A 23,903-nucleotide genomic window follows, 5' to 3' on the forward strand; every position below is an offset into this window, starting at 1 on the left:
TGTGCCCATTCTCCTGGTGCGGGGGCAGTGGCCGAATTACCGTTGAAGCGGGTGGTCGTCGGATGGGTACGCTGCGTCGCCGTCCGCCCTTCCCGTCCCTGAGACCCCGCTCGCGGGGTCGCGAGAGGAGAACCCATGTCGCTCGACGTCTCACCGGCCCTGCTCGAACAGGCCGAGCGAGGCGAGGTCGACGAAGCCGCCTTCGTCGACTGCGTCAGGAACTCCCTACCCTACGCATGGGAGATGATCAGCTCACTGGTGGCACAGCTGAAGGTGGACGGCGGGGAGTTCGCCGACAACCAGACGCCGCCGCCCGACGAGCAGGCACGCGGTCAGCTGCTCCGCGCACTGGCGAGTGACGCGATACGCGGTGCACTGGAGCGCCACTTCGGGGTGCGACTGGCCTTCCAGAACTGCCACCGGGTCGCGGTCTTCCCGATGGACGCCTCCGCCGACGAACGCCTCGCCCGCTTCACCTCGGTCCGGGGGCAGCTGCTCAACCAGTCACCCGAGCTCCGCGACTGCTGACGGGACCTCCGCTGCCGCTCCGCCAGGGGGAGGTGTATCAGCGCAGGAGCGGCAGCACCTCACCACCGAGCCGACGCACATTCTCCTCCGTGGTCGCCAGATCCCCCGACCCCTCGACCAGCAGCGCGAACCGGCGGATACCGGTGCGCTCCGCGGTCGCCGCCAGCCGGTCGGCGCACAGCCGCGGCGACCCCACCGGATGCAGCTCGCACAGCAGCTCCGCGTAGGCCACGGGATCACGCATCCGGCGCGGCCGGCCGTCGACCGTCACATGCGCGTCCAGCCCCTGCCGTAACCAGCCGGGCATCGCCTTGACCAGGGTCTCGGCCGCCGTCTGCCGGGAGTCCGCGACCTGCACCACCCCGGCCGAGACATGCCGCGCCGCCACCGCCTCGACGTCCTCCGGGGCACGGCCCGCCTCCAGCGCGCACTGCCGCCACAGGCCGACCACCTCGGCTTTCTCCTCGTCGCCGCAGTGCATGCCGAGCAGCATGGGCAGCCCGCGCTCGGCGGCGAGCCGCACACTGGCGGGCGAGGTGCAGGCGACGAGCACCGGCGGGACGCCCACCGCCTGCCCTCCCCGTCCTTCCCGGACTTCCGGTCCGCCGAGGGCGTCGTCGGCGCGCGGCACCACCGCCACCTCGCGGAAGGAGTACCGCTCCCCGTCCGCCCCCACCCGTGGCTCGCGCAGCCAGCGCAACAGCAGATCGAGCGATTCGGGGAAGCCCTGCTCGTACGCCCGCAGCCCGGAGCCGAAGACCTCGAGATCCACCCAGGGGCCGCCGCGGCCGACACCCAGCGTGAACCGGCCACCGGAGAGGAGATGGAGCAGTGCGGCCTGCTCACCCAGCGCGACGGGATGCGCGGTCGGCAGTACGCTCACCGCCGTACCGACGCCGATCCGGCGGGTACGTCCCAGCACCAGCCCGGCCAGGGTGACCGCGGACGGACAGACCCCGTACGGAACGAAGTGGTGCTCGGCGATCCAGACCGCGTCCAGTCCGGTCTCCTCGGCCAGCTCGGCCGACCGCACCGCCCGGTGCAACGCCTCTTCCTGTCCCTGGCCAGGGAATTGAGCGGCCAGGATAAAAGCCCCCACATCCATTGCGAACTGCCTCCTTGTCGCGGCTCAGCTGCCGACGCGGGCATTCCCCCTCATAGGCATTAACGCCTGACACGTGCCAAGGGCACGGGCGGGCATGAAGTTTTCATGATGATCGGAGGGCGGGTGTGGACGACGGCTTACCGGGGCGGTGACTGTAGCGCGTACGCTGGTCACAGCCCGTTAGCTCCCAGTTCTGTCGAGGTGCCCCGTGTCTCCACGCCGAAACCGCCCGCGAGGCGGCGAGAAGCCCGAGAAGTCCGTCGGTCGCGAGGGCACGGACCGTTACGGCCTCGATCGCGTGGAGAGCTGGCAGGGGGAGGAGTGGGTGGTCCGGCAGGTCGGCGGCACCGCCGCCGCCAAGCACTACCGCTGCCCCGGCTGCGACCAGGAGATTCCGCCGGGGGTGGCGCATGTGGTCGCCTGGCAGCAGCACATGGGCGCGGACGACCGGCGCCACTGGCACAAGGCCTGCTGGAACGCACGGGACCGCCGGAGCGCCAAGCTCCAGCGGTCCCGTAGTGCGCCGCGATACTGACTCAGGCCCCCCGCCGGCCCTCCTCATCGCTCCTACACGTCAATCGCTACACATCGCGCCTCTCCAGCAGCACATACGCCCCGACCAGCGCCCCCGCCGCGATCGCGGCCAGCACTCCCAGCTGAGGCCAGCCGCTGTTCAGGCTGTCGTCGATCCGGAAGAGGGAGGCCAGCGCCTGGGGCGAGGCGTACTCCTGCATCTTCACGCCCAGATCGCGGAGGCTGTCCGACATCATCAAGAACGCGGGGAGGATGGATGGCAGCAGCACCACACCGAGCATCGTGGTGATGGCGCCCGCGGAGTGCCGCAGCATCGACCCGACGGCCAGCGACAGCAGCCCCAGCAGCGACACATACAACCCCGCGCCGACCGTCGCGCCCAGTATCTGGTCATCCGTCGGCTCCATGACCTCCGGCCCGCTGTGCATCCCCATGCTGGCGTAGGCCACCAGCGTGAGCGCGAGCGTCGTGGTGGTGAACGACAGGGCGAAGAAGACCAGCACCTTGGCGGTGAGCACCCGTGAGCGCTGCGGGGAGGCGGTGAAGGTGGTCCGGATCATCCCGGTGCCGTACTCGGAGGTGATCACGAGCACCCCGAGGGTGACGATGCACAGCTGGCCGAGCAGGATGCCGAAGAATCCGGGGAGGGTGGTGGGGACGTCGTTGTAGTCGGTGTCACTGGTGCCCGCCGCCACCAGCAGCCCGACCCCGGCGACCAGCGCGACCATGACGCTCAGCGTCCAGATCGTGGAGCGCACCGACTTGATCTTCGTCCACTCGGAGGCGAGGGCGTTGCCGAGGTGGGTGCGCCGGACCGGGATCGGCGAGGTGTACGGGCCGACGGCGGCGTATGGCTGCGAGGGAGAGCCGAACGGCATCGGCTGGTGTGCCTGCGGCTGCGGCTGCGGCTGCGGTTGCGCCTGCGCGTGCGGTCCGGGGTGCTGCGGCGCCGCCTGGTGCGGTTGCCGCGGCGGCATCGGCGGGGCTGCTTGCGGAGGACTCTGGGGAGGACCCTGCGGGGGGACGGGCGCCTGGGACTGGTGCTGGTACGGGGTCGTCATCGGGCGTCCTCGGTGTCGCTCTTGTTCAGATCTGCGGGGGCGGGCGGCGCCGCGGGCGGCTGAGCCGGGGGAGCCGGGGGAGCGGTGGGCGGCATCGCGGGCGCGGCGTCGGCCGCGGGCGCGGCGGCGGAGGCGGCTGGCGCGGCGGGAGAGGGTGCCGCGGCGGGAGAGGCCGGTGCGGCGGGCATCGCCAGGCCCGGGGCGTGCGGCTGCGGCGGGGCCGGCGGTTCCGCGTACCCCGGCAGAACGGTCCCGGGCGGGAAGCCCACGGGCTGTCCCGGAGCGCCCGGCGCATAGCCGTACGGCCCGCCCTGCGGCACCGCGCCGGGGACCGCCTGCTGGAGGGCGGCGCGCTCGTCGAGGGTCGAGCGGTAGTCCACCGCGCCCTGTGTCATCCGCATGTACGCCTCCTCCAGCGACGCCTGGTGCGGGGAGAGCTCCCACAGCCGGACGTCTGCCTCATGCGCCAGATCGCTGATGCGCGGCAGCGGCAGCCCGGTCACCCGCAGCGCGCCGTCCTGCTCCGGCAGCACCTGGCCGCCCGCCTCGCTCAGCGCGGCGGTCAGCTTCTCGCGCTGCTGCGGATCGCCCTCGGGGGTGCGGACGCGTGCGAAGTCCGCCGAGTTGTAGGAGATGAAGTCCTTGACGCTCATATCGGCGAGCAGCTGTCCGCGTCCGATCACGATCAGATGGTCGGCGGTGAGCGCCATCTCGCTCATCAGATGGCTGGAGACGAAGACGGTGCGGCCCTCGGAGGCCAGCTGCTTCATGAAGTTACGGACCCAGAGGATGCCCTCGGGGTCCAGGCCGTTGACCGGCTCGTCGAAGAGCAGCACCTGGGGGTCGCCGAGGAGGGCGGCCGCGATGCCCAGACGCTGTCCCATGCCGAGCGAGAAGCCCTTGGAGCGCTTGCGCGCCACGTTCTGGAGTCCCACCACGCCCAGCACTTCCTCGACCCGGCGGGCCGGGATCCCGGACAGCTGGGCGAGGCAGAGCAGATGCTGCCGTGCGCTGCGGCCGCCGTGCACCGCCTTGGCGTCGAGGAGCGCGCCCACCTGGCGGGGGGCGTTGGGCAGTTTGCGGAACGGGTAGCCGCCGACCGTGACATGGCCGGCGGTGGGCTCGTCGAGGCCCAGGATCATCCGCATCGTGGTGGACTTGCCCGACCCGTTGGGCCCGAGGAAGCCGGTGACGGCACCCGGCCGCACCTGGAAGGACAGGTTGTACACGGCCGTCTTGGCGCCGTAGCGCTTCGTCAGGCCGACTGCCTCGATCATTCTCCGCCCCTCATGAGCATGGGTCGGGCGTGCTCGCCCCCGGTGAGGCTTAGGAGGATAACGGCGTGTTGACGGTTCCCGTTATTCGAGGGATGAGAGCGCATCGTAACCCTGGGGCCCTCCGGGGCCGCCGCGCTCGTCCTCCGGGCAGCGCAGGAGGGCGAGTTGGGGCAGCGCCCAGCCCTCCTCCTGGAAGATCCGGGTGCCGGTCGCCCGCACGGCGGGGTCGGCGCCCGCTCGGGCGACCCAGGCCCCAGGGTCGGGGCCGAGGAGTGCGCGCAGCCGCGCCGAACCGGCGAGCAGACGGGTGAGCAGGGCGCTTTGGTCGCCGCCGCCGGGGAGGGGGCGTTCGGTGCCGTCCGGGGACATCAGCACCCCGCGCTCGCCGACGTAGAGATACGCGCCCCGGAGCCGCTCGCCCGACGGCATGACCATCGGGTACTCCGCGCCGGGCAGCAGGACGCGGCGGTAGTTGGGGTACTCGGTGGCGTCCACGGCCGCCAGCTGGTCGGCGTCGAGCCAGCTGACGACCAGGGGGGTGCGGGCTCCGGGCGCCGTGTACGGAGCGGAGGCCACGTAACCGTACCGGCCGATGTGGGCCGAGCAGCCGACCGCGATGCCGTGCACGTCGACCGGGACCATGGGGACGGCGGCCGGGCGGCCGGGGCCGGAGAGCTTGTGGTGCAGCTGGGCGGGGGAGGCGTTGGAACCGACCGCGATGACGGGGTGGCGGTCGGCGGTCGGGGCCCGGCCCAGGCGGTTGAGAACGGCGTCGAGCGGCTCTTGCCGCCTTTGGTTCCGCTCTCCGCTCCGTGCTCCGCCGGGCGTTGTGACGACCGGCCAGGTGCCCAGCCGGCCCGGCGCGGGCTCCAGCTCCCACAGCTCTCCGGCGGTGAGGAGGGTGGGACGGGTGATGGGGCGGCCGGGGTAGGTCAGGGGCTGCTGGGCGGGGACGTCGGCGAAGCCGAGGGCGCTGAGGCTGCGGTCGGTCACGGGGAGTGCCTCCCCCGCCCCGCCCCTCCCCGAAACCGGCCCTGACAAGGGGGCTCCGCCCCGGGCCCCGGCCGTCCCGTGGGGCTCCGTCCCGGGCCCCGGCCGCACGCGGGGGCTTCGTCCCGGGCCCGCGCTGCTTGAGGGGCGGAGGGCTCGTGTTCCGGGCTCTGCCTCGGGTCTCGTGCGGGGTACCGGCCCTCCGGGCCGCCGCTCCGCAAGCTCCGGAGAGCCGGGGCTTACGGAGCGGCGGCCCGGAGGGCCGTCTGACGTCTGCCGGGGGCTGGGCAGCCGCCTGCTCCGGGGCGGAGCCGCCGCGTCGTGGCCGGACGGGGAGTCAGGGGGTGACGCACCGAGGGCGCCCGGAGCGCCGGGACTCGTGTGGCGTCGTGGCCGGACGGGGAGTCAGGGGGTGACGCACCGAAGCGGCCCGGAGAGCCGGGACTTGGGTGGCGGCGGGGCCGGAAAGCCGCCGCCCCCTGCCCAGCGAGCGGCCCGAACGTCTGGCGCGGCGGCCGCCGCGGCCCCCTCCACGGCCCGGTGGGCGGCCACCGCCGGCACCGCCGCGATCGCGGCGGCGGTCGCGGCGGGAGCCGGCCGCGCCGCCGTGCGACACCTGCGTCGCGCCGACGAGGTGATCCAGGATCGTGCCGGGACCGGGACGAAACGGCCGCGTCGTGGCGGGGGCGGAAGCGAGGTGACGTACCGCGGGGGCGCCCCGCAGATCCGTGATGAGAGCGCCGCCGGGCCCCGGACATGCGCGTGCCCCGCGCCGCTCGTGGCGGCGCGGGGCATCGTGGGCTGCGTGGTGAGCCAGGGTCACCGGGTCTGCTGGGCGGGGACGCCGCGGCTGACCGCGTCGTCGTCGCCCTGACCGCCGGCCGCGGCCACGGCCGCGCCGGTCAGCGTGGCCAGCATCTCGCGGACGTTGGTCAGCTGGGCGTTGATGCTGTCGCGACGGTTGGTGAGGGCCGCGAGCTCACGCTCGGACTCGCTGCGGATCCGGTCGGCCTTGGCGTTGGCGTCGGCCACGATGTCCTCGGCCTGGCGCTGCGCGGTCTCCACGGTCTGGCGGGCGCGGCGCTCGGCGTCGGTGCGCAGCTTCTCGGCCTCCAGGCGCAGCTGCTCGGCGCGGTGCTCGATCTCGGCGAGCCGCTTCTCGGCCTTGGCCTGACGGGACGCCAGGTCGCGCTCGGACTGCTCGCGGCGCTTGGCGAGGTTGGTCTCGAAGTCGGCGGCGGCCTGGGCGGCCTTGGCGCGGGTCTCCTCGAAGAGGGCGTCCGCCTCCTCGCGCTTGGACTGGGCGTCCTTCTGCGCGTCCTGGCGCAGCGTGGCCGCCTCGCCCTTCGCCTTCTCGACGATCCGCGCGCCCTCGTCCTCGGCCTTGGCCTTGCGCTCGGCGGCGAACGCCTCCGCGTCGTTGCGGACCTGCTGAGCGGCCGACTCGGCCAGGTCACGGTGCTGTTCGGCGGCCCGGCGAGCCTCCTCGCGCAGTTCCTTCGCCTCTTCCTCGGCGAGACGGAGGATCTTCTCGACCCGGGCGCCGAGCCCCGCGTAGGACGGCTCCGAATCGTTGATCTGGGCCTGAGCGTTCTGCGTCTCGAGGTGCAGCTCCTCGATGCGCTTTTCCAGAGAGGTGATACGGGCCAGTGCACTGTCACGGTCGGCGACGAGCTTGGAAATGCGGTCGTCCACCTGACCGCGGTCGTACCCACGCCGCACGAGCTCGAAGCCGAAGGGGGAGGAAGTGTCGCTCATGGGGTTCCTGTCGAAAGAGACCGGTGAGGTGATAGAGGGAATCCTAGGGGGACAAGCGGCGTGTCATCGAGTCAACGGCTGTTTGATCTGCAATATCTCCAGCCTTTTGAGTGGCGGTAAGGCGGAGACCTCGTCACTCGTCGGGATGATACGGACACGCCCCGAAGGACGCTGCTGACTCAGATTGCCACAACCGGCCCCCGCTCTGCGCGAACGGGCCCCCCTCCGACTACCCTTCCGATCGCTTTCCACTCCTCGTCGCTCCCGCGCCCGCCGCCGTTTTGACTCCGCCGTTCTCCTTGCCGCCCGCGCCGCCCGATGCGGGGGTCTCAAAGGACTCCAACGCCTCGAGCACGTCCTGGACACGGGAGATCTCCGCATTGATGTCCTCGCGGCGCCGCTTGAGCAACTCCAGCTCGCGCTTGCCCTCGTCGACGATCTGCTGGGCCTCCTCCGTGGCCCGGACCCGGATCCGCTCCGCCTCCCGGTCGGCTTCGGTCTTCTTCTGCTCGGCTTCCTTGATCAGACCCTCGGCCTTCTTCACCGCCGCGATCCGCACCCGGCTCGCCTCGCTGTTCGCGTCCGCCACCAGCGACTTGGCCTTCTCCTCGGCCTTCATCAGCTGCGCGGTGGCCGCCGCGACGAGCTTGTCCACCCGCTCGCCGGTGGCCTTCATCTGCTCCGCGGACTCCCGGCGGGCCCGCTCGTGCAACTCCTCGACCTCGGACTCGGTACGGGTGCGCAGCTCCTCGGCGCGCTCCCGGATGGCCGTGGCGTCGCCCCGGGCCTCGCTCAGCATGGTGTCGGAGTCCGTACGGGCCTTCTCCACCAGGGAGTTGGCCTCGGCCGTGGCCTCGGAGACCAGCCGCTCCGCCTCCTTGCGGGCCGCGCCCACCATGGCGTCCGCCTGCTCCTCGGCGGCGGTCGCCGTGCGCAGCGCGGCCTCCTGCGCCTCGGCGGTGAGCCGCTCGGCCTCCGCCGAGGACTCGGTGACCAGCCGGTCGGCCTGCTCGGCGGCGTCGGAGCGCCGCTTGTTGGCGTCCTCGCGCGCCTTGTCGATCAGCCGGTCGGCCTCGGCCTGCGCCTCGTTGCGGATGCGCTCCGCCTCGGCCGCCGCCGCGGCCTCGACCCGCTCGGCCTCGGCGCGGGTGCGCGCCGCGTGCTGCTGCGCCGACGTGACCGTCTCCGCGGCCTCGCCACGCAGCCGCTCCGCCTCGGCGGTGGCCTCCGCGTGCAGCCGCTCGGCCTCGCGGGTGGCCTCGGCGACCAGCCGGTCGGCCTGGCCGGCGGCCTCCGAGCGAATGTTGTTGGCGTCGCCGCGGGCCTGGGCCCGGGTGCGGGCCGCGTCCTGCTCCGCCGTGGCCCGCGCGTCGGACGCCTCGGTACGCAGCGCCTGCGCCCGCGCGGTGGCCTCGGAGACCAGCCGCTGCGCTTCCTCGGTGGCGCCGCTGATCAGTGTGTCGGCCTGTTCGGCGGCCTCGGTGCGGGTCTTGTTGGCCGAGCGGCGGGCCTCGTCGAGCGTCTCGTCGGCCTCGGCCCGCAGCCGCTGTGCCTCCTCGGTGGCGCCGCTGATCAGTGTGTCGGCCTGTTCGGCGGCCTCGGTGCGGGTCTTGTTGGCCGAGCGGCGCGCCTCGTCGAGCGTCTCCTGGGCCTCGGCCCGCAGCCGCTCGGCCTCGTGCGTGGCCTCGGTGACCAGCCGGTCGGCCTGTTCGGCCGCCTCGGTGCGGCGCCGGCCCGCGTCCTCGCGGGCCTGTGCGGTCAGCCGCTCGGCCTCCGCGATCGCCTCCGCGACCGTGTGCTCCGCGAGCGCCTTGCCGGCCTCGGCCTCCTCGTGGGCCTCCTGCCGCACCCGCGTGGCGTCCTGCGAGGCGCGCTCCCGCTCGGCGTAAGCGTCCGCGCGGACCCGGTCGGCCTCCTGCTGGGCCTCGGTGCGCACCTGCTCCGCGGCGTGCTCCGCGGCCGTACGCAGCCCGGTGATCTCCTGCTCGGCCTGCTCGTGCAGCCCCGCGACCGAGTCCCGCACCTGCTGCGCGGTCTGCTCGGCGGCGGCCACCAGGTCGGCGGAGCGCTGCTCGGCCTCCTCGACCAGCCGCTGTGCCTCCGCCTGTGCCTCGGAGACCCGGGTCCGGGCGGCGGCCAGCAGCTCCTCGCTCTGTTCGCGTGCCGCCGTCCGCTCCGCCTGCGCCTCCTCGCGGGCGTCGGCGAGCAGTTCCTCGGCCTCGCGGCGGCGGCGGGCCGCCTCCTCCTGGGCGGCGGCCAGGGCCTCCGCGGCCTCCGTGCCGATCCGCTCGGCGGCGCTCGTCGCCTCCGCCCGCACCCGGTCGGCCGTCTCCTGGGCCTCGGTGCGCAGCCGCTCGGCCTCCGCGGCGGCCTCGCCGCGCAGCCGTACGGCCACCGACTCGCCCTCGGCGCGGGCGTTCGACGCGTCCGCCGCGGCCTCGTCGCGCAGCCGGGCGGCCTCCTCCTCGGCCTGCCGGCGCAAGCCGCTCAGCCGTTCGGCGGACTCCGCGCGCTGCCGCTCGATCTCCTCGGCGGTCTCCTTGCGCAGCCGCTCGGCCTCTTCGCGGGCGTCCCGCAGCGCCTCGTCGGCGGAGGAGAGCCGCTGCTCGGCCTCCTGGTGCAGCCGGTTCAGCTCGGCCTCGGCCTCGGCGCGGCGGTCCTCGGCCGCCCGCTCGGCCGCCTCGCGCAGCTCGTCGGCCGCGGTGGCCGCCTCCGACTTGACCCGCTCGGCCTGCTCCTCGGCCGAGGTCACCAGCTCATCGGCCTCGGTACGGGCCCGCTTCAGCAGGTCATCGGCCTGCCGGCGCAGCGCGTTGGCCCGCTCGATGGCCTCGGTGCGCACCCGCTCGCTCTCGGCGGTGGCCCCCGCGCGGGTCTCCTCGGCGTCGGCCTTCGCCTTGGTCAGCAGGTCCTCGGCGGTGCCGGCCGCCTCCTCGATCTGCTGGACCGCCTCCCGGCGCGCCTCGGCGAGGATCTTCTCGCCCTCGGCGACCGCGTCGGAGCGCAGCTGCTCGGCCTCGCCGCGCAGCCTGCGGGCCTCCTCCTGGAGCTCGACGGTCTTGGCGCGGTACTCCTTGGTGTCGTCCTTGGCCGCGCCCTTGAGCTGTTCGGCGGTGTCGTGCGCCTCGGCCCGCAGCCGGTCCGCCTCTTCCTCGGCCTCGCGCCGGATCCGCTCCGCCTCGTCGGTGGCCGCCTTGGTGGTGGCCTGCGCCTTCTCCGAGGCGCGGCTGAGCACCTCCTCGGCGCTCCGGGCCGCCTTGGCCAGCTGGGCCGCCGAGTCCTCGGCGGCCTTGGCGCGCGCGTCCTCGCCCGCCTCGGCGAGCAGCCGCTCGGCCTCGGCGCGGGCGTCGTCGCGCAGCTGCTCGGCCTCGGCCCGCAGCCGCTCGGCCTCCTTGGTGGCCTCACCGACCAGCCGGGCGACCTCCGCCTTGGCGGTACGGGTGCGCTGCTCGTTGTCCGACTCGGCGGCGGCGAGCTGCTTGGCCGCCGCCTCCTTGGCCTCGGTGACCACCTTCTCGGCCTCGCTGCGCGCCTCGCGCAGCGCCTGCTCGGCCTCCTGCATCCGCTGCTCGGCGGCGCGGGTCTGCTCGGCCGCCGCACGGCGGGCCTGGTCGGCCTCGGTGGCGGTGGTGGCGCGCAGCTGCTCGGCGTGGTCGGTGGCCTCCTGGGCCTGGGCGCCGGCGCTGGTCAGCAGCCGCTCGGCGTCGGCGCGGGCCCGGCGCAGGATCGCCTCGGCCTCGGCGCGGGCGGCCTCCGCCTCCGAGCCCAGCCGCTGGCGGGCCTGTTCGGTCAGGCGCTGGGCCTCGGCACGGGCCTCGGCCAGGGCCTGCTCGGCCTCCGCCCGGGACTCGTCCATCAGCCGGCGGGCCTGCGCCTCGGTACGGGCCCGCAGTTGCTCGGCCCAGGCCACGTTCTCGTTGACGTGCGACTCGACGGTGGCGCGGCGCTCGGCCAGCTCCTGGTCCAGCCGCTGACGCCGTGCCACGGCCTCGGCGTGCAGCTCGGCTTCGAGCCGGGCCTGCCGCTCGGCCTGCTCCTGGAGCAGCCGCTGGGTCTGGGCCCGGGTTTCGCGCAGCTCCCGTTCGGCGTTGGCGCGCAGCTGGTCCGCCTGGATCTGCGCGTCCCGCAGCAACTGCTCTGCCTGGTAGCCGGCGTTGGCGCTGTCGTAGGCGGGGCGGGCCGCCAGATTGCGGCGCGCCTCGTGCAGCTTGGCGCGCAGCACCTCGACTTGGTAGCCGAGGTCGTCGGCGTGCTGGACGGCCTTCTCCCGCTCGGTCTTCAGCCGCTCCATCTCGGCCTCGAACTTCGAGAGCTGATCGTCAGGCTCGTAGCGGTCGTAGCCCCGCACTGCGCGGTCCCATCCGTCCCCTGGTCGCATTGGCGGCCGACTCCGTAACCATCGCGGCCCCCGTGGTCCCTTGCGGTGCCCCGGGGCTCCTCTGCGGTTCCCTTGCGGTACCGACCAGGCGAGGTGCGTGCCGGGTCGGACCGGAGCTGGCCCTTCCGAAGAAATGGTGTCAGATCATCGGCGTAGCCTGGGCCGGACCCCGATCCCTTTCCGATTCCGTACCCGGGCCGATGCTGCACTCTACCGGCCGGGGAAGGGGTAGGTCAGTGGTCCGCTTCAGTGATCCTCTTCGCCCGTGTGCGCGGCGGGGTTCGCGGCGGTGACGAGCTCGGTCAGCACACCGTGACAGTCCTTGGGGTGCAGGAAGGTGATCCGGGAGTCCATCGAGCCACGGCGGGGCTGTTCGTAGAGGACCCGGACGCCCTTGTCGCGGATGGCCTCGGAGTCGGTGTCGACGTCCGCGGTGCCGAAGGCGATGTGGTGGACGCCCTCACCGTTCTTGGCCAGCCACTTGCCGACCGCGGAGTCCTCCCGGATCGGCTCCAGGAGCTGGAGGTACGATGCCCCGCCGTCGGAGGTTTCATTGATCTTGAGCATGGCCTCGCGGACGCCCTGCTCCTCGTTGATCTCGGTGTGGAACACCTCGAAGCCGTAGGTGGCACGGTAGAACTCGACGGTCTTGTCGAGGTCGGAACAGGCGATCCCGATGTGGTCGATTCTCGTCAGCATGGGACCAGTGCACCGCCGCACGGCCGGTTACGCAACGTGCGCGCGATCACACCGGTGGGCCGGTGACCGCGCGGGTACTCGTCAGTACATTGACGATAACCCTCGTTAACTTCCTTCTCCTCGTGAAGGGACGCTCCAATGACTCGTACGACCTCAGTGATGGTGGCGGGCGCCCGTACGCCCATGGGCCGGCTGCTCGGCAGCCTGCGCTCGTTTTCCGGTGCCGACCTGGGCGGAATCGCGATCAAGGCCGCGCTGGAGCGGGCCGGGGTCGGCCCCGAGCAGGTGCAGTACGTGATCATGGGGCAGGTGCTCCAGGCGGGTGCCGGGCAGATCCCGGCCCGGCAGGCGGCGGTCAAGGCCGGTATCCCGATGAGCGTGCCCGCCTTGACGATCAACAAGGTCTGCCTCTCCGGACTGGACGCGATCGCCCTGGCCGACCAGTTGATCCGGGCGGGTGAGTTCGACATCGTGGTCGCGGGCGGCCAGGAGTCCATGACCAACGCCCCCCACCTGCTGCCGAAGTCCCGCGAGGGCTACAAGTACGGCGCGATCGAGATGCTCGACGCGATGGCGTACGACGGGCTCACCGACGCCTTCGAGTCCATCGCCATGGGCGAGTCCACCGAGAAGCACAACACCCGGCTGGGCATCCAGCGCCCCGAGCAGGACGAGTTCGCCGCCCTCTCCCACCAGCGGGCCGCCGCCGCCCAGAAGAACGGCCTCTTCGACGCCGAGATCACACCGGTGGAGATCCCGCAGCGCAAGGGCGACCCTGTGGTCTTCGACAAGGACGAGGGCATCCGCGGCGAGACCACCGCGGAACTGCTGGGCCGGCTGCGGCCCGCGTTCGCCAAGGACGGGACGATCACGGCGGGCACGTCGTCGCAGATCTCCGACGGGGCCGCGGCGGTCGTGGTGATGAGCAAGGCCAAGGCGGAGGAGCTGGGGCTGGAGTGGCTCGCCGAGATCGGCGCCCACGGCAATGTGGCGGGACCCGACAACTCCCTCCAGTCGCAGCCGTCCAACGCGATCACCCACGCCCTGGGCAAGGAGGGGCTGACGGTGGAGGACCTCGATCTCATCGAGATCAACGAGGCGTTCGCCGCGGTCGCCGTGCAGTCGATCAAGGATCTAGGGGTTTCCCCCGAAAAGGTGAATGTGAACGGGGGCGCGATCGCCCTCGGCCACCCCATCGGGATGTCCGGCGCGCGGATCGCGCTCCATCTGGCGCTGGAGCTGCGGCGGCGCGGTGGCGGCACGGGTGCGGCGGGCCTGTGCGGTGGCGGTGGGCAGGGTGACGCGCTGATCCTCCGCGTGCCGGGGAAGTAACCATGGCTGATGTGGCCACGCTGGTGGAGCAGGCGCGGCAGGGGCGGCCGCGTGCGGTCGCCCGGCTCATCTCGCTGATCGAGGGCGACTCGCCGCGGCTGCGCGAGGTGATGGCCGCGCTCGCGCCACTGACCGGGGGCGCGTATGTGGTCGGGGTGACCGGCGCACCGGGGGTCGGCAAGTCCACCTCGACCTCCGCGCTCGTCTCCGCCTACCGGCGGGCGGGGAAGCGGGTGGGCGTGCTCGCCGTCGACCCCTCCTCGCCGTTCTCCGGCGGGGCGCTGCTCGGCGACCGGGTACGGATGTCGGAGCACGCCTCCGACCCCGGCGTCTACATCCGCTCCATGGCCACCCGCGGCCACCTCGGCGGGCTCGCCTGGGCCGCCCCGCAGGCCATCCGGGTGCTGGACGCGGCCGGCTGCGATGTGGTGCTGGTGGAGACGGTGGGCGTCGGCCAGTCCGAGGTCGAGATCGCCGCCCAGGCCGACACCAGCGTGCTGCTGCTGGCGCCGGGGATGGGGGACGGGATCCAGGCGGCCAAGGCCGGGATTCTGGAGATCGGCGATGTGTACGTGGTCAACAAGGCAGACCGGGAGGGGGCCGACGCCACGGCCCGCGAGCTGGGCCACATGCTGGGCCTGGGCGAGGCGCGGGCGCCGGGGGACTGGCGGCCGCCGATCGTGAGGACCGTGGCGGCGCGCGGCGAGGGGATCGACGAGGTCGTCCAGGCGCTGGAGAAGCACCGCGCGTGGATGGAGGAGCGCGGTGTGCTCGCGGAGCGCCGGATGCGGCGGGCGGCGGGCGAGGTGGAGACGATCGCGGTGACGGCGCTGCGGGCGCGGATCGGCGATCTGCACGGGGACCGCCGGCTGGGGGCGCTCGCGGAACGGGTCGTCGCCGGTGCGCTCGACCCGTACACGGCGGCGGACGAGCTGGTGGCGGGGGTGACCGAGCGGGGGTAGCGGGTTCGCCCGGGTGGGCTCGGGCGCGCCGAGAGTGCGTTCCGGGTGCGGGGCCGGGGTTTCCGGGGCGTGGTCCTGGACCGTGTATGTACGGCGCCGACGGCCGTTGAGCGTGGGGTGGGCCGGTGATGGGCGCCACCCCTACACGTAAGTGTCCACAACCCCGCCCCTCCGACCCCGCCCCCTCCCGCCTCGTCGGCGGCTCTCCCCCGGTCCTCGTCAGTCGTCGTCGCCGTGGTCGTCATCGGCCGGGGCCTGGGTGACCTTGCCCGACTGGAGGCCGACGGTCAGGTCGTGCTCCTTGTGGTTCTTGACGACCTCGACCTCCCACACCGCCGTGTGGTCGCCGTCGAACTCCACAGAGGTCACCGTGCCGTGGGACGCGGCCTTCCGGGCCGCCTCGGTGGCGGACACCGCGGCCTTCTTCAGCGCGGCGGCCTCGGCCGCGTCCTCGGCGGCGTCCTCGGCGTCGTCGTCCCGGTCCACCCGCTGGTCCACGACCTTGGCGTCGGAGGCGTCCAGGGTGACCTCGTGCCACGCGCCGTCCTTGCCCAGGACGTCGGCCTCCCACTGGCCGTGGTCCAGGTCGAGGGAGGCCAGCGTGCCCGGGACCGCCTTGAGGGCGGCCTCGGCGGCGTCGGAGAAGGACGCGCGGGTGGTCGTGGAGGCGCCGTCGGCCCGGTCGCCGGACTGGCCGCCGGCCCAGGCGTCCGCGGCGGCGGCGGACGAGGACGGGGCGCGGTCCGCTCCGCCTCCCGCCACGGCGAAGGCCGTACCGCCGGTGAGGAGAGCGGCCGCGGCGACGGAGGCGATGACGATGTTGCGCTTCATGTGTGGGTTCCTCCCCATGCGTGTCCATCCGTGTTCGGACGACAACCACCTTGCGGGAGCGATGCTGAAGGTGACCTGAAGTCACCTGAAGAGTTCTTCAGGTTCGCTCTGGGACGCTGTCCCCATGCGTTTGCTGATCGTGGAGGACGAGCGGCGGCTCGCCGTGTCGCTGGCCAAGGGGCTGCGGGCGGAGGGGTTCGCCGTCGATGTGGTGCACGACGGCCGGGAAGGGCTGCACCGTGCCCGGGAAGGGGTGTACGACCTCGTCGTCCTCGACATCATGCTGCCGGGGCTGAACGGGTACCGGGTGTGCGCGGAGCTGCGGGCGGCGGGCAGCGAGGTGCCGATCCTGATGCTCACCGCCAAGGACGGGGAGTACGACGAGGCGGAGGGGCTCGACACCGGTGCCGACGACTACCTGACCAAGCCGTTCTCGTACGTGGTGCTGGTGGCGCGGGTGCGGGCGCTGCTGCGGCGGCGCGGGTCCGGGGCCTCGCCCGTGGTGCGGGTGGGGACGCTGACGGTGGACCGGGGCACCCGCCGGGTGGAGCGGGACAGCCGGGAGGTGGCGCTGACCGCCAAGGAGTTCTCCGTGCTGGAGCAGCTGGCGACGCGGGCCGGCGAGGTCGTCTCCAAGCCGGAGATCCTGGAGCACGTGTGGGACTTCGCCTACGACGGCGACCCCAACATCGTGGAGGTCTATGTGAGCGCCCTGCGCCGCAAGCTGGGCGCCGGGCTCATCGAGACCGTACGGGGAGCGGGGTACCGGCTCCGTGCGTAGGGTGTTCGGTTCGGTGCGGGCGCGGGCCGCGCTGGGGGCGACCGTGGTGGTGGCGGTGGCCCTGGTGGCGGCGGGGATCGCGGTGCTCCAGGTGCTGGGCGCCGACCTGTCGGACCAGGCGCGGCTGAAGGCCCAGATGGACGCGCGGGGCGTGGCGTCGAAGATAGCCGCCGGGGTGGGGTACCGGGCGCTGGAGCTGGACGAGAGCGTCCCGGTGCAGGTCGTGGACGACGACGGCCGGGTGCGGGCGGTCAGCGAGGACTTGGAGGCCGTGACGGGCACCGGGAGCCGGTCCGTGAAACCCGTCGCCGCCGCCGCGCCGGACGACGACGGCGACGACGGCGACGACAGCGGCGACGGCGACGCGGGCAGCGTGTCCTCCGACGAGGAGTACAGCGAGGGTTCCGCCCGGATCGACGGGGAGACCGGGGACTACGTCTGGGCCGCCGTGGAGGCCACCGACCGGCGGGGCGAGGACGTCACCGTCTACGCGGGCGCCCCGCTGGCCACCGAGCGCGGCGCGGTCTCCACCGTGCGGGACGCGATGCTGATCGGACTGCCGCTGCTGCTGCTGGTCGTGGCCGCCGTGACCTGGCTGGTGACCCGGCGCGCGCTGCGGCCCGTGGAGGGCATCCGGCGCGAGATGGCCGCCATCACGGCCAGTACGGACCTGTCCCGGCGGGTGCCCGAGCCGGGGTCGCACGACGAGGTGGCGCGGCTGGCCCGGACCACCAATGAGACGCTCGCGGCGCTGGAGACGTCCGTGGAGCGGCAGCGGGCCTTCGTGGCCGACGCCTCCCATGAGCTGCGCTCCCCGGTGGCCTCGCTCCGTACCCAGCTGGAGGTGGGCGCCGCCCATCCCGAACTGCTGGACGTGGACGGGGCGGTGGAGGACGTGGTGCGGTTGCAGCGGCTCGCGGCCGATCTGCTGCTGCTGGCGCGGCTGGACGCGGGGGAGCGGCCCCATGGCGAGACCCCGGTCGCGCTGGACGCCCTGGTGCGCGAGGAGCTGGCCCAGCGGACGGCGGACCGGGTGCCGGTGCGCGGCGAGACGGCGCCGGTCGCGGTGCGGGGGTCGCGCGGGCAGCTGGCCCGGGTGCTGGGCAATCTGGTGGACAACGCACAGCGGCACGCCCGGGGCGGGGTGCGGGTGGCGGTGCGTGCGGAGGGCCGGTGGGCGGTGCTGGAGGTGGCGGACGACGGTGCGGGGGTGCCCGAGGGCGAACGGGAGCGGATCTTCGAGCGGTTCGTACGGCTGGACGACGCCCGCAGCCGCGACGATGGCGGGGCCGGGCTCGGCCTCGCCATCGCGCGGGACGTGGTGGCGCGCCACGGCGGCACCCTGACGGTCGGAGCGGCGCCCGAGGGCGGCGCCCTGTTCAGGATGCGGCTGCCGGTCGGTTAGCGGCTGCCGGTCGGTTGGCGGCTGCGGGTCGGTCGGCGGTGGCGGCCGGGGCCGCCCCGGGGCCGCCTCAGACCCGGCCCCGCTGGACGCGCAGATGCTCCGCGACGGGCACCAGCGATCCGTGCAGCGCCTTGAGGTCCTCCGGCGCGAGCAGATCGATGAAGTGCCTGCGCACGGAGTCCACATGGTGGGGGGCGACCTTGCGCATGGTGTCCCAGCCGTCCTCGGTCAGCACGGCGTAGAGCCCCCGCCGGTCGGATTCGCAGTTCTCGCGGCGGACCAGACCGGCGTTCTCCATCCGGGTGATCTGATGGGACAGCCGGCTCTTGGACTGAAGGGTCGCGGACGCGAGGTCGCTCATCCGCATCCGGTGGTCCTCCGACTCCGAGAGGTTGACCAGGATCTCGTAGTCGTTCATCGTCAGGCCGAACGGCTGGAGGTCCTTCTCGAGCTGGTAGGTCAGCAGCCGGCTGACGTCCAGGTGGGTGCGCCATGCACGCTGTTCCTCATCGCTGAGCCAGCGAGTGCCGTTCTCGGTCTCCATGGGATGTATTCTACCTATAGAAGTTGAATTCCGAACCAATGGATGTTGCGGGCTAGAGGTCACACGTTCGACGTTACACTCCGCACGCTCACGCTCACGAACCGGTACCCCCTGTCTCGCCGACCGCTATCTCGGCCATGACCTGCTCCGTGGACTGGAGCAGTACGGTCCCCGCGCCCACGAACTCGAACTGGTGCTCCTCGCCCGAGGTGCCCCCGATGCCGGTGTGCGCCCTGATGCCCCCGAGGACACCGCGCAGATACTCGTGGTCGTAGTGGTGGCACGGGGTGGGGCAGTCCGCCCAGCCCACCAGCGCCTGCGGATCGACCCGGATCGGCGGCTCCATGAAGACCACGGGCCCATTGGAGGCGGCCACGAACTTCCCGGTGCCGATGAGGGTGAGGAAGCCCGGCACGATCGACTGCTTCAGGGACAGCGAGGGCTGGAAGGCGAGCAGATTGCCGGACCGGATGGACAGGTTGCCGTCGTCCAGGTCGTAGGAGTTGACGTCGAAGGCGCGGTCCGCGAGCACCATCTTGCCGTGGCCCTCGGCCACCACCCAGTCCGCCGCGTGCAGCGGGGAGTGGAAGCTGTGCGCGATGAGGCGGTCGAGGTGGCCGAGCCCGACGCCCTGGAAGTCGATCTGCCCGTAGTAGGCGACCATCTTCCCCTTCTGGAGGAACCACTGGCCGTTCAGGTCCACGCTGAAGGCGTACGGATTGATGTTGTCGTCGACGGGCAGCGTCCAGGCGTCGTGGATCACGGGGCCGTTCACAGCTTCTCCTCCGATGCCTGGACGTAGACCATGCCGTTGCCGGACAGCTCCAGTTGGAACGCCTCCCCCGAGCCGCGGCCCACCATTTCGCGCCAGCCGATCGCCGTCGAGAGCTTATTGCGAACATCACCCCGGTGGGCGACATAGGCTTGCGGATCGACATGCACCGGACGTCCCGGGCCGATCGGCAGTTCCAGCACCCCGCCGTGCGCCATGACCGCCGCCGAGCCGTACCCCTCCAGCGTGGTGGTGAACAGCCCCTGCCCGGTGACCTGGCCGCGCACCATGCCCATCACCCCGCCCTGGGAGCCCATGAACATCGTGCCCTGGCGCAGCGATCCGTCGAAGGCCAGCAGCCGGTCCGACTCCACGTAGAGCGTGTCGCCGACCAGGTCGATCACCTGGACGTGGTGGCCGCCGTGCCCGAACATCACCGTGCCCTGGCCCTCGACGGTCATCAGCGGGGTGGCCTCGCCCGCGACCCGCCGCCCGATCATGCCCCGCACCCCGCGCTGCCCGCCGGTGATGCTGGGGGTGAACCGTACGTCCCCGCGGTACGCGAGCATCGCGCCGCGCTGGCTGAACAGGGTCTGCCCGGGGATCACCTGGGCCTCGACCATCCGTGAGGTCAGGGCGGTGAACGGCATCAGAGATCGCCTCCCACCGTGTTGCGCTCACTCGGCTGCACGTACACCAGGCCGTCGCCCTCGAAGCGGATCTGGAAGGACTCCCCGCCGCTCTCGCCTATGAGCGCGCGGAAGTTCACCCCCGACTGGAAGTGCTGCTCGAGACCGCCGGTGTGGGCGATGTACGCGCCCGGGTCGACCTGGAGCGGTGTCTGCGGGGTGACGCGCAGCACGATCGCCGCGCCGTCGGAGACGAGCGCCGCCTGGCCGGTGCCCTCGACGGTGGTGGTGAACAGGCCGTTGCCCTGCGAGGAGCCGCGCAGCCCGGTGAAGGAGGTGCCGGTACGCAGCGCGGCGTCCGTGCACAGCAGGTTGCTGGACTCCACATAGAGCTTCTCGCCGTGCAGCGACACCAGGTTGATCTCGCTCGCCCGGTCGGCGAAGTAGCACGTGCCGTGCCCCTTCACCTCCATGACCTCCATCTGTTCACCGGTGAGCCGCCGGGTCACCATCCCGCGCAGCCCCTCCCCGCCGCCCGTCCTCTTCTTGAAGGTCATCTCCCCCTCGTACGCGACCATCGAGCCGTTCTTGGCCTTTACGGAGTCGCCGGTCAGGTCGACCGCGAGCACCCTGCTTTCCTGGAGCCGAAACTGAGCCACGGAGCCGACGGTATCGGCCCCTGACGTCGGTGGACAGGGAGCACGGGGCAGCGCGGGTGCCCCCGGGGCGGTGACCGCCCGCGCTGCTGCGACAATGGGCGAAGGCTTGTGCATTCCTTCACAAGCCACTCCGTGTCCTCTCTCTTCACGCGAAGGTGCTCTCGTGGACTTCAAGACCGCCACCGCGCTGCGCCGGCTCCGCCTGGTCTCCGCGCCCGAGGCCGTGTCCTTCCTGCTGCTGCTTGTCTGCTCGGTGCTCAAGCGCACCACGGACTTCAACGCGGTGCCGGTGATGGGCATGGTGCACGGTGTGCTCTTCATCCTCTACCTGGTCTTCTGGGCGGACGCCTGGAACCGCGCCAAGTGGACGTGGCAGACCGCGGCCCTGTACTTCGTCCTGTCCGTCCTGCCCACCGGCGGCTTCTTCGCCGAGCGCAAGCTGAAGCGGGAGGCCGAGGCCGGTGTGATCGCGGCCCGCGCCCGCAAGGAGGGCGTGGTCAACGCATGATCGTCGCCTTTTCGGTGACGCCGCTGGGCGTCGGTGAGGACGTGGGGGAGTACGTCGCCGACGCGGTGCGGGTGGTCCGGGAGTCGGGGCTGCCGAACCGTACGGACGCGATGTTCACGTCGATCGAGGGCGAGTGGGACGAGGTCATGGACGTCGTCAAGCGCGCCGTCGCCGTGGTGGAGGCGCGGGCGCCCCGGGTCTCGGTGGTCCTCAAGGCCGATATCCGGCCAGGCGTCACGGACGGTCTGACGTCCAAGGTCGAGACGGTCGAGCGGCACCTGTCCGCGTAGCGGGAACGCCCGGGTCCGGGGGTGGTCCCCGCCCGGGTCACCCTCCTCACGCCCCTCCCGGACCGGGAGGGGCCCGCCTACCCCCCCGCCCACCAGGGCCATCCCGAGCGGGGTGCGCTCGTACAGCACCTGATGGCCCTGGCGCCGTGAGCCGAGCAGTCCGGCGTCGCGCAGCACCGCCAGATGCGCCGAGACCGACGAGGGCGCCAGGCGGTGGCGGGCAGGCCAGGGCCGTGGTGGTGGCCGGTTCCTCCAGACCGGAGAGGATCGGGTGCCGTCGGCCCAGCGCAGGCTCGGCCGCAGATCCGCGAACAGCCGCTCCAGACCGCCGTCGGCCGGCTGCCGTGAGCGATAGGCGATATCGGCCTCCAGCAGGGCCCGCAGCCGGGGCCAGTCCGGTGCGACCAGGGCCCGCCAGGCCCGTTCGGTCAGATCGGCGAGCCGCTGTACGGCCCGTGCGGGGTCGGCCGGCATGGCCCGGCCGTGCGGGGTGTCGGCGGCGCCCGGTGTGCGGTCGAGCGACAGGACCAGCTCACGGTGGGCCACGGCGGGGTCCGTGGCCCGCATCCGGGTCAGCTCCTCCTCGGACGGGGCGTAGGGCACCTGAGGCGGCGGCCCCAGGAAGTCCGGGGTGTAGCCGCCCCGCCCCGGCATCAGCAGCCACAGCTCCGACAGATCGAGCCCGGCCACGGCCTCCCGCACCCGGCGCAGCCACGGCAGGTGGTAGCCGTGCCGCTCGGGGCGGCGCAGGGTGCGCACGGCCCGGGGGCACCTCCCAGCGGTAGCTGGGGGCGGGTCTGGCACAGCGGCGAGACGGCGAACCGGCAGCGCAACAGATCGTCGGCGCCGACGTGCATGTGCAGCGGCACGGCGTCCCCCGTCCCCTCCGGATCCCGAAGATTCGGCTCAGGCCGAAACACTGGAGCCCGCCCCGCCCGCACGGGCACGCTTCCGGCATGTCGACACCCTCCGGGCCCGGTACGACGGGCCCCATCGAGCCGCCCCCCGATGCGCATGCCTCCCGACCCGAGCCCGCGCCCGGCGGTGGCGAGGGGCCGGTGCCGGGTCCGGGGAGCGTCGGCTACGGCGCCGTGTTCGGGGTCCGGGAGTTCCGGGCGGTCTTCGCCGCGCACCTGGTCTCCATGCTCGGCGAGATGATCGGCCAGATCGCGCTGTCCGTGCTGGTGTACCGGATCACCGGATCGCCGCTGCTGAGCGCCCTGACGTTCGCCACCTCGATGGTGCCGTACGCGATCGGCGGCGCCCTGCTGTCCTCCGTCGCCGACCGCTTCCCGGCCCGCCGGGTGCTGGTGGTCTGCGATCTGGTGCACGCCGGTTGCGTGGCCGCCATGGTGGTACCGGGGATGCCGGTGGCCGTGCTGCTCGCGCTGCGCTGTGTGCCCGCCGCCATCTCCCCGGTGTTCAGCGGGACCCGGTCGGCCACGCTCGGCGACATCCTCGGCGAGGGCGACGCCTTCGTCCTGGGCCGCTCGGTCATCCGGATCACCGCGCAGACCGCGCAGCTCGCCGGGTTCGGGGCGGGCGGGCTGCTGCTGGCCGCCGTCTCGCCGCGGGCCGCGCTGGCGCTCACCGCGGCGGCGCTGGTCGGCTCGGCGCTGGTGCTCCGCTTCGGCACCCGCCGCCGCCCCGCGCGGCAGCCGGCCGGGGACGGGGCCGCGCTGCTCGGGGACTCCCTCGGCGGCGTACGGCGGCTGTTCGCGGACCGGCGGATCCGGGCGCTGATGCTGCTGTCGTGGGTGCCGCCGATGTTCGTGGTGATGCCGGAGGCCCTGCTGACGCCGTACTCCGATGGGCTGGGGCTCGGCTCGGCCGGGCTCGGGCTGCTGATGTGCGGGATGCCGGTCGGCGCGATCGCCGCCGAGGCGCTGGTGGGTTCGCTGCTCGGACCGCGCGCCAGGGCCCGGCTGACGCTGCCGGTGGGCGTCGCCGCGATGCTGCCGGCCCTGGGGTACGCCTGCCGTCCGTCGTTCGGCTGGGCGCTGGCCCTGCAACTGCTGACCGGCTGCGGTATCGCCTACAGCCTCGGCCTGGACCAGTGGTTTCTCGCCGCCGTACCGGACGGGCTGCGGGGCCGGGCGATGACGGTGCTGACGGCCGGGCTGATGACCTTCCAGGGGCTGGGCATGGCGGTGTCGGGCGCGGTCGCGGAGTTCGCGCCGGTCCATGTGGTGGCCGCGGCCGCGGGTGGCTGCGGCGCTCTGTGCTCGCTGCTGGTGGCCCTGGAGGTGCGGCGTACCGTCGCCCGGCCGGTCGGGGCCGAAGTGTGAGATGGGGCTGACCGCGATATGACCGGCCGGTAGGGTCGGTGGTGTGCCGAAGCCGCTCAGTCTGTCGTTCGATCCCATTGCCCGCGCCGATGAACTGTGGAAGCAGCGCTGGGGGTCCGTGCCCTCCATGGCCGCGATCACCTCGATCATGCGCGCCCAGCAGATCCTGCTCAGCCAGGTCGACGCGGTCGTCAAGCCCTACGGACTGACCTTCGCCCGCTATGAGGCGCTGGTGCTGCTCACCTTCTCCAAATCCGGTGAGCTGCCGATGTCCAAGATCGGCGAGCGGTTGATGGTCCACCCGACCTCGGTCACCAATACGGTGGACCGCCTGGTCAAATCCGGTCTGGTCGACAAGCGGCCGAACCCCAACGACGGCCGCGGCACCCTGGCCTCCATCACCGACCGGGGGCGTGAGGTGGTCGAATCGGCCACCCGCGACCTGATGGCGATGGACTTCGGGCTCGGGGTCTACGACGCCGAGGAGTGCGGTCGGCTCTTCGCGGTGCTGCGCCCGCTGAGGGTCGCCGCGGGGGACTTCGAGGAGGAATGACGAAGACCCGGGGGCGGCG

22 protein-coding genes and 1 pseudogene are annotated in these 23,903 nt (G+C 72.9%); 10 read left to right on the forward strand and 13 right to left on the reverse strand.

Annotation, left to right across the window (positions count from 1 at the left end; translation table 11 throughout):
- Positions 1-135: 135 nt before the first annotated feature.
- Positions 136-528 (forward strand): SCO5389 family protein, encoded by a 393-nt coding sequence (locus N6H00_RS27270; protein WP_182472042.1) that lies wholly within the window; start codon positions 136-138, stop codon positions 526-528.
- Between the two features lie 37 nt (positions 529-565).
- On the opposite strand, the gene N6H00_RS27275 is transcribed toward N6H00_RS27270, so the two are convergent.
- Positions 566-1,633, reverse strand: coding sequence for an LLM class flavin-dependent oxidoreductase (locus tag N6H00_RS27275; protein ID WP_268974460.1), 1,068 nt, complete (start codon positions 1,631-1,633; stop codon positions 566-568).
- A gap of 208 nt (positions 1,634-1,841) precedes the next feature.
- On the opposite strand from N6H00_RS27275, the gene N6H00_RS27280 reads away from it, so the two are divergent.
- Positions 1,842-2,168 carry an ATP/GTP-binding protein gene (locus tag N6H00_RS27280; protein WP_268974461.1) on the forward strand — a complete coding sequence of 109 codons (327 nt, stop codon included), beginning with the start codon at positions 1,842-1,844 and terminating at the stop codon, positions 2,166-2,168.
- Positions 2,169-2,214: 46 nt separating this feature from the next.
- Here the strand turns inward: N6H00_RS27280 and N6H00_RS27285 are convergent, their stop codons facing one another.
- The 6 genes from N6H00_RS27285 to mce form a co-directional block, all read right to left on the reverse strand.
- Entirely contained in the window at positions 2,215-3,228 is a 1,014-nt protein-coding gene (locus N6H00_RS27285; protein WP_268974462.1) for an ABC transporter permease subunit, read from the reverse strand.
- Positions 3,225-4,505, reverse strand: coding sequence for an ABC transporter ATP-binding protein (locus N6H00_RS27290; protein WP_268974463.1), 1,281 nt, complete (start codon positions 4,503-4,505; stop codon positions 3,225-3,227). Before N6H00_RS27290 ends, N6H00_RS27285 begins: the two co-directional genes overlap by 4 nt.
- Positions 4,506-4,586: 81 nt before the next feature.
- On the reverse strand, positions 4,587-5,498 hold the full coding sequence (locus N6H00_RS27295; protein WP_268974464.1) for a hypothetical protein: 912 nt from the start codon (positions 5,496-5,498) through the stop codon (positions 4,587-4,589).
- 816 nt (positions 5,499-6,314) lie between these two features.
- Positions 6,315-7,253 (reverse strand): cellulose-binding protein, encoded by a 939-nt coding sequence (locus tag N6H00_RS27300; RefSeq protein WP_268974465.1) that lies wholly within the window; start codon positions 7,251-7,253, stop codon positions 6,315-6,317.
- A 229-nt stretch (positions 7,254-7,482) separates the two neighbouring features.
- A complete protein-coding gene (gene scy / locus N6H00_RS27305) occupies positions 7,483-11,631 on the reverse strand; it encodes a polarized growth protein Scy (protein ID WP_329618562.1) in 4,149 nt (1,382 codons plus the stop codon).
- Positions 11,632-11,877: 246 nt separating this feature from the next.
- Positions 11,878-12,330 carry a methylmalonyl-CoA epimerase gene (mce, locus tag N6H00_RS27310; protein ID WP_268974466.1) on the reverse strand — a complete coding sequence of 151 codons (453 nt, stop codon included), beginning with the start codon at positions 12,328-12,330 and terminating at the stop codon, positions 11,878-11,880.
- A 156-nt stretch (positions 12,331-12,486) separates the two neighbouring features.
- Between mce and N6H00_RS27315 the strand changes: the two genes are divergently transcribed.
- Positions 12,487-13,662 carry an acetyl-CoA C-acetyltransferase gene (locus N6H00_RS27315; RefSeq protein ID WP_268977135.1) on the forward strand — a complete coding sequence of 392 codons (1,176 nt, stop codon included), beginning with the start codon at positions 12,487-12,489 and terminating at the stop codon, positions 13,660-13,662.
- 2 nt (positions 13,663-13,664) lie between these two features.
- The gene (meaB, locus tag N6H00_RS27320) at positions 13,665-14,624 is read left to right on the forward strand and encodes a methylmalonyl Co-A mutase-associated GTPase MeaB (protein ID WP_268974467.1); all 960 of its coding nucleotides are present in this window, start codon (positions 13,665-13,667) and stop codon (positions 14,622-14,624) included.
- A 219-nt stretch (positions 14,625-14,843) separates the two neighbouring features.
- On the opposite strand, the gene N6H00_RS27325 is transcribed toward meaB, so the two are convergent.
- Entirely contained in the window at positions 14,844-15,455 is a 612-nt protein-coding gene (locus N6H00_RS27325; RefSeq protein WP_268974468.1) for a PepSY domain-containing protein, read from the reverse strand.
- Between the two features lie 124 nt (positions 15,456-15,579).
- Here N6H00_RS27325 and N6H00_RS27330 point away from each other — a divergent pair, with 124 nt between their 5' ends.
- Both N6H00_RS27330 and N6H00_RS27335 read left to right on the forward strand, forming a co-directional pair.
- Positions 15,580-16,236 (forward strand): response regulator transcription factor, encoded by a 657-nt coding sequence (locus tag N6H00_RS27330; RefSeq protein WP_268974469.1) that lies wholly within the window; start codon positions 15,580-15,582, stop codon positions 16,234-16,236.
- Entirely contained in the window at positions 16,229-17,641 is a 1,413-nt protein-coding gene (locus N6H00_RS27335; RefSeq protein WP_268974470.1) for a sensor histidine kinase, read from the forward strand. Before N6H00_RS27330 ends, N6H00_RS27335 begins: the two co-directional genes overlap by 8 nt.
- A gap of 67 nt (positions 17,642-17,708) precedes the next feature.
- Here N6H00_RS27335 and N6H00_RS27340 read toward each other — a convergent pair whose 3' ends face one another.
- From N6H00_RS27340 to N6H00_RS27355, 4 genes are all read right to left on the reverse strand, one after another.
- Positions 17,709-18,185, reverse strand: a complete 477-nt coding sequence (locus tag N6H00_RS27340; protein WP_268974471.1) for a MarR family winged helix-turn-helix transcriptional regulator — start codon at positions 18,183-18,185, stop codon at positions 17,709-17,711.
- A gap of 94 nt (positions 18,186-18,279) precedes the next feature.
- Entirely contained in the window at positions 18,280-18,960 is a 681-nt protein-coding gene (locus tag N6H00_RS27345) for an AIM24 family protein (protein ID WP_268974472.1), read from the reverse strand.
- A complete protein-coding gene (locus N6H00_RS27350) occupies positions 18,957-19,607 on the reverse strand; it encodes an AIM24 family protein (protein ID WP_268974473.1) in 651 nt (216 codons plus the stop codon). Before N6H00_RS27350 ends, N6H00_RS27345 begins: the two co-directional genes overlap by 4 nt.
- Entirely contained in the window at positions 19,607-20,245 is a 639-nt protein-coding gene (locus N6H00_RS27355; RefSeq protein WP_268974474.1) for an AIM24 family protein, read from the reverse strand. The genes N6H00_RS27350 and N6H00_RS27355 overlap by 1 nt, the downstream gene beginning before the upstream one ends.
- 163 nt (positions 20,246-20,408) lie before the next feature.
- On the opposite strand from N6H00_RS27355, the gene N6H00_RS27360 reads away from it, so the two are divergent.
- Together N6H00_RS27360 and N6H00_RS27365 are read left to right on the forward strand one after the other, a co-directional pair.
- Positions 20,409-20,753, forward strand: a complete 345-nt coding sequence (locus N6H00_RS27360; RefSeq protein WP_268974475.1) for a DUF3817 domain-containing protein — start codon at positions 20,409-20,411, stop codon at positions 20,751-20,753.
- The gene (locus N6H00_RS27365) at positions 20,750-21,043 is read left to right on the forward strand and encodes an MTH1187 family thiamine-binding protein (RefSeq protein ID WP_030823850.1); all 294 of its coding nucleotides are present in this window, start codon (positions 20,750-20,752) and stop codon (positions 21,041-21,043) included. Before N6H00_RS27360 ends, N6H00_RS27365 begins: the two co-directional genes overlap by 4 nt.
- Positions 21,044-21,124: 81 nt before the next feature.
- Here the strand turns inward: N6H00_RS27365 and N6H00_RS27370 are convergent.
- Positions 21,125-21,912, reverse strand: a pseudogene (locus N6H00_RS27370) (ArsR/SmtB family transcription factor); the annotation flags it as partial.
- A gap of 87 nt (positions 21,913-21,999) precedes the next feature.
- Between N6H00_RS27370 and N6H00_RS27375 the strand changes: the two are divergent.
- Positions 22,000-23,331 (forward strand): MFS transporter, encoded by a 1,332-nt coding sequence (locus tag N6H00_RS27375; RefSeq protein WP_268974476.1) that lies wholly within the window; start codon positions 22,000-22,002, stop codon positions 23,329-23,331.
- A 43-nt stretch (positions 23,332-23,374) separates the two neighbouring features.
- Positions 23,375-23,884 carry a MarR family winged helix-turn-helix transcriptional regulator gene (locus N6H00_RS27380; RefSeq protein ID WP_268974477.1) on the forward strand — a complete coding sequence of 170 codons (510 nt, stop codon included), beginning with the start codon at positions 23,375-23,377 and terminating at the stop codon, positions 23,882-23,884.
- Positions 23,885-23,903 lie beyond the last annotated feature (19 nt).

Origin of the sequence: Streptomyces sp. S465 (genome assembly GCF_026898115.1) — a bacterium.
In the GTDB taxonomy this organism is placed as follows: domain Bacteria; phylum Actinomycetota; class Actinomycetes; order Streptomycetales; family Streptomycetaceae; genus Streptomyces; species Streptomyces luomodiensis.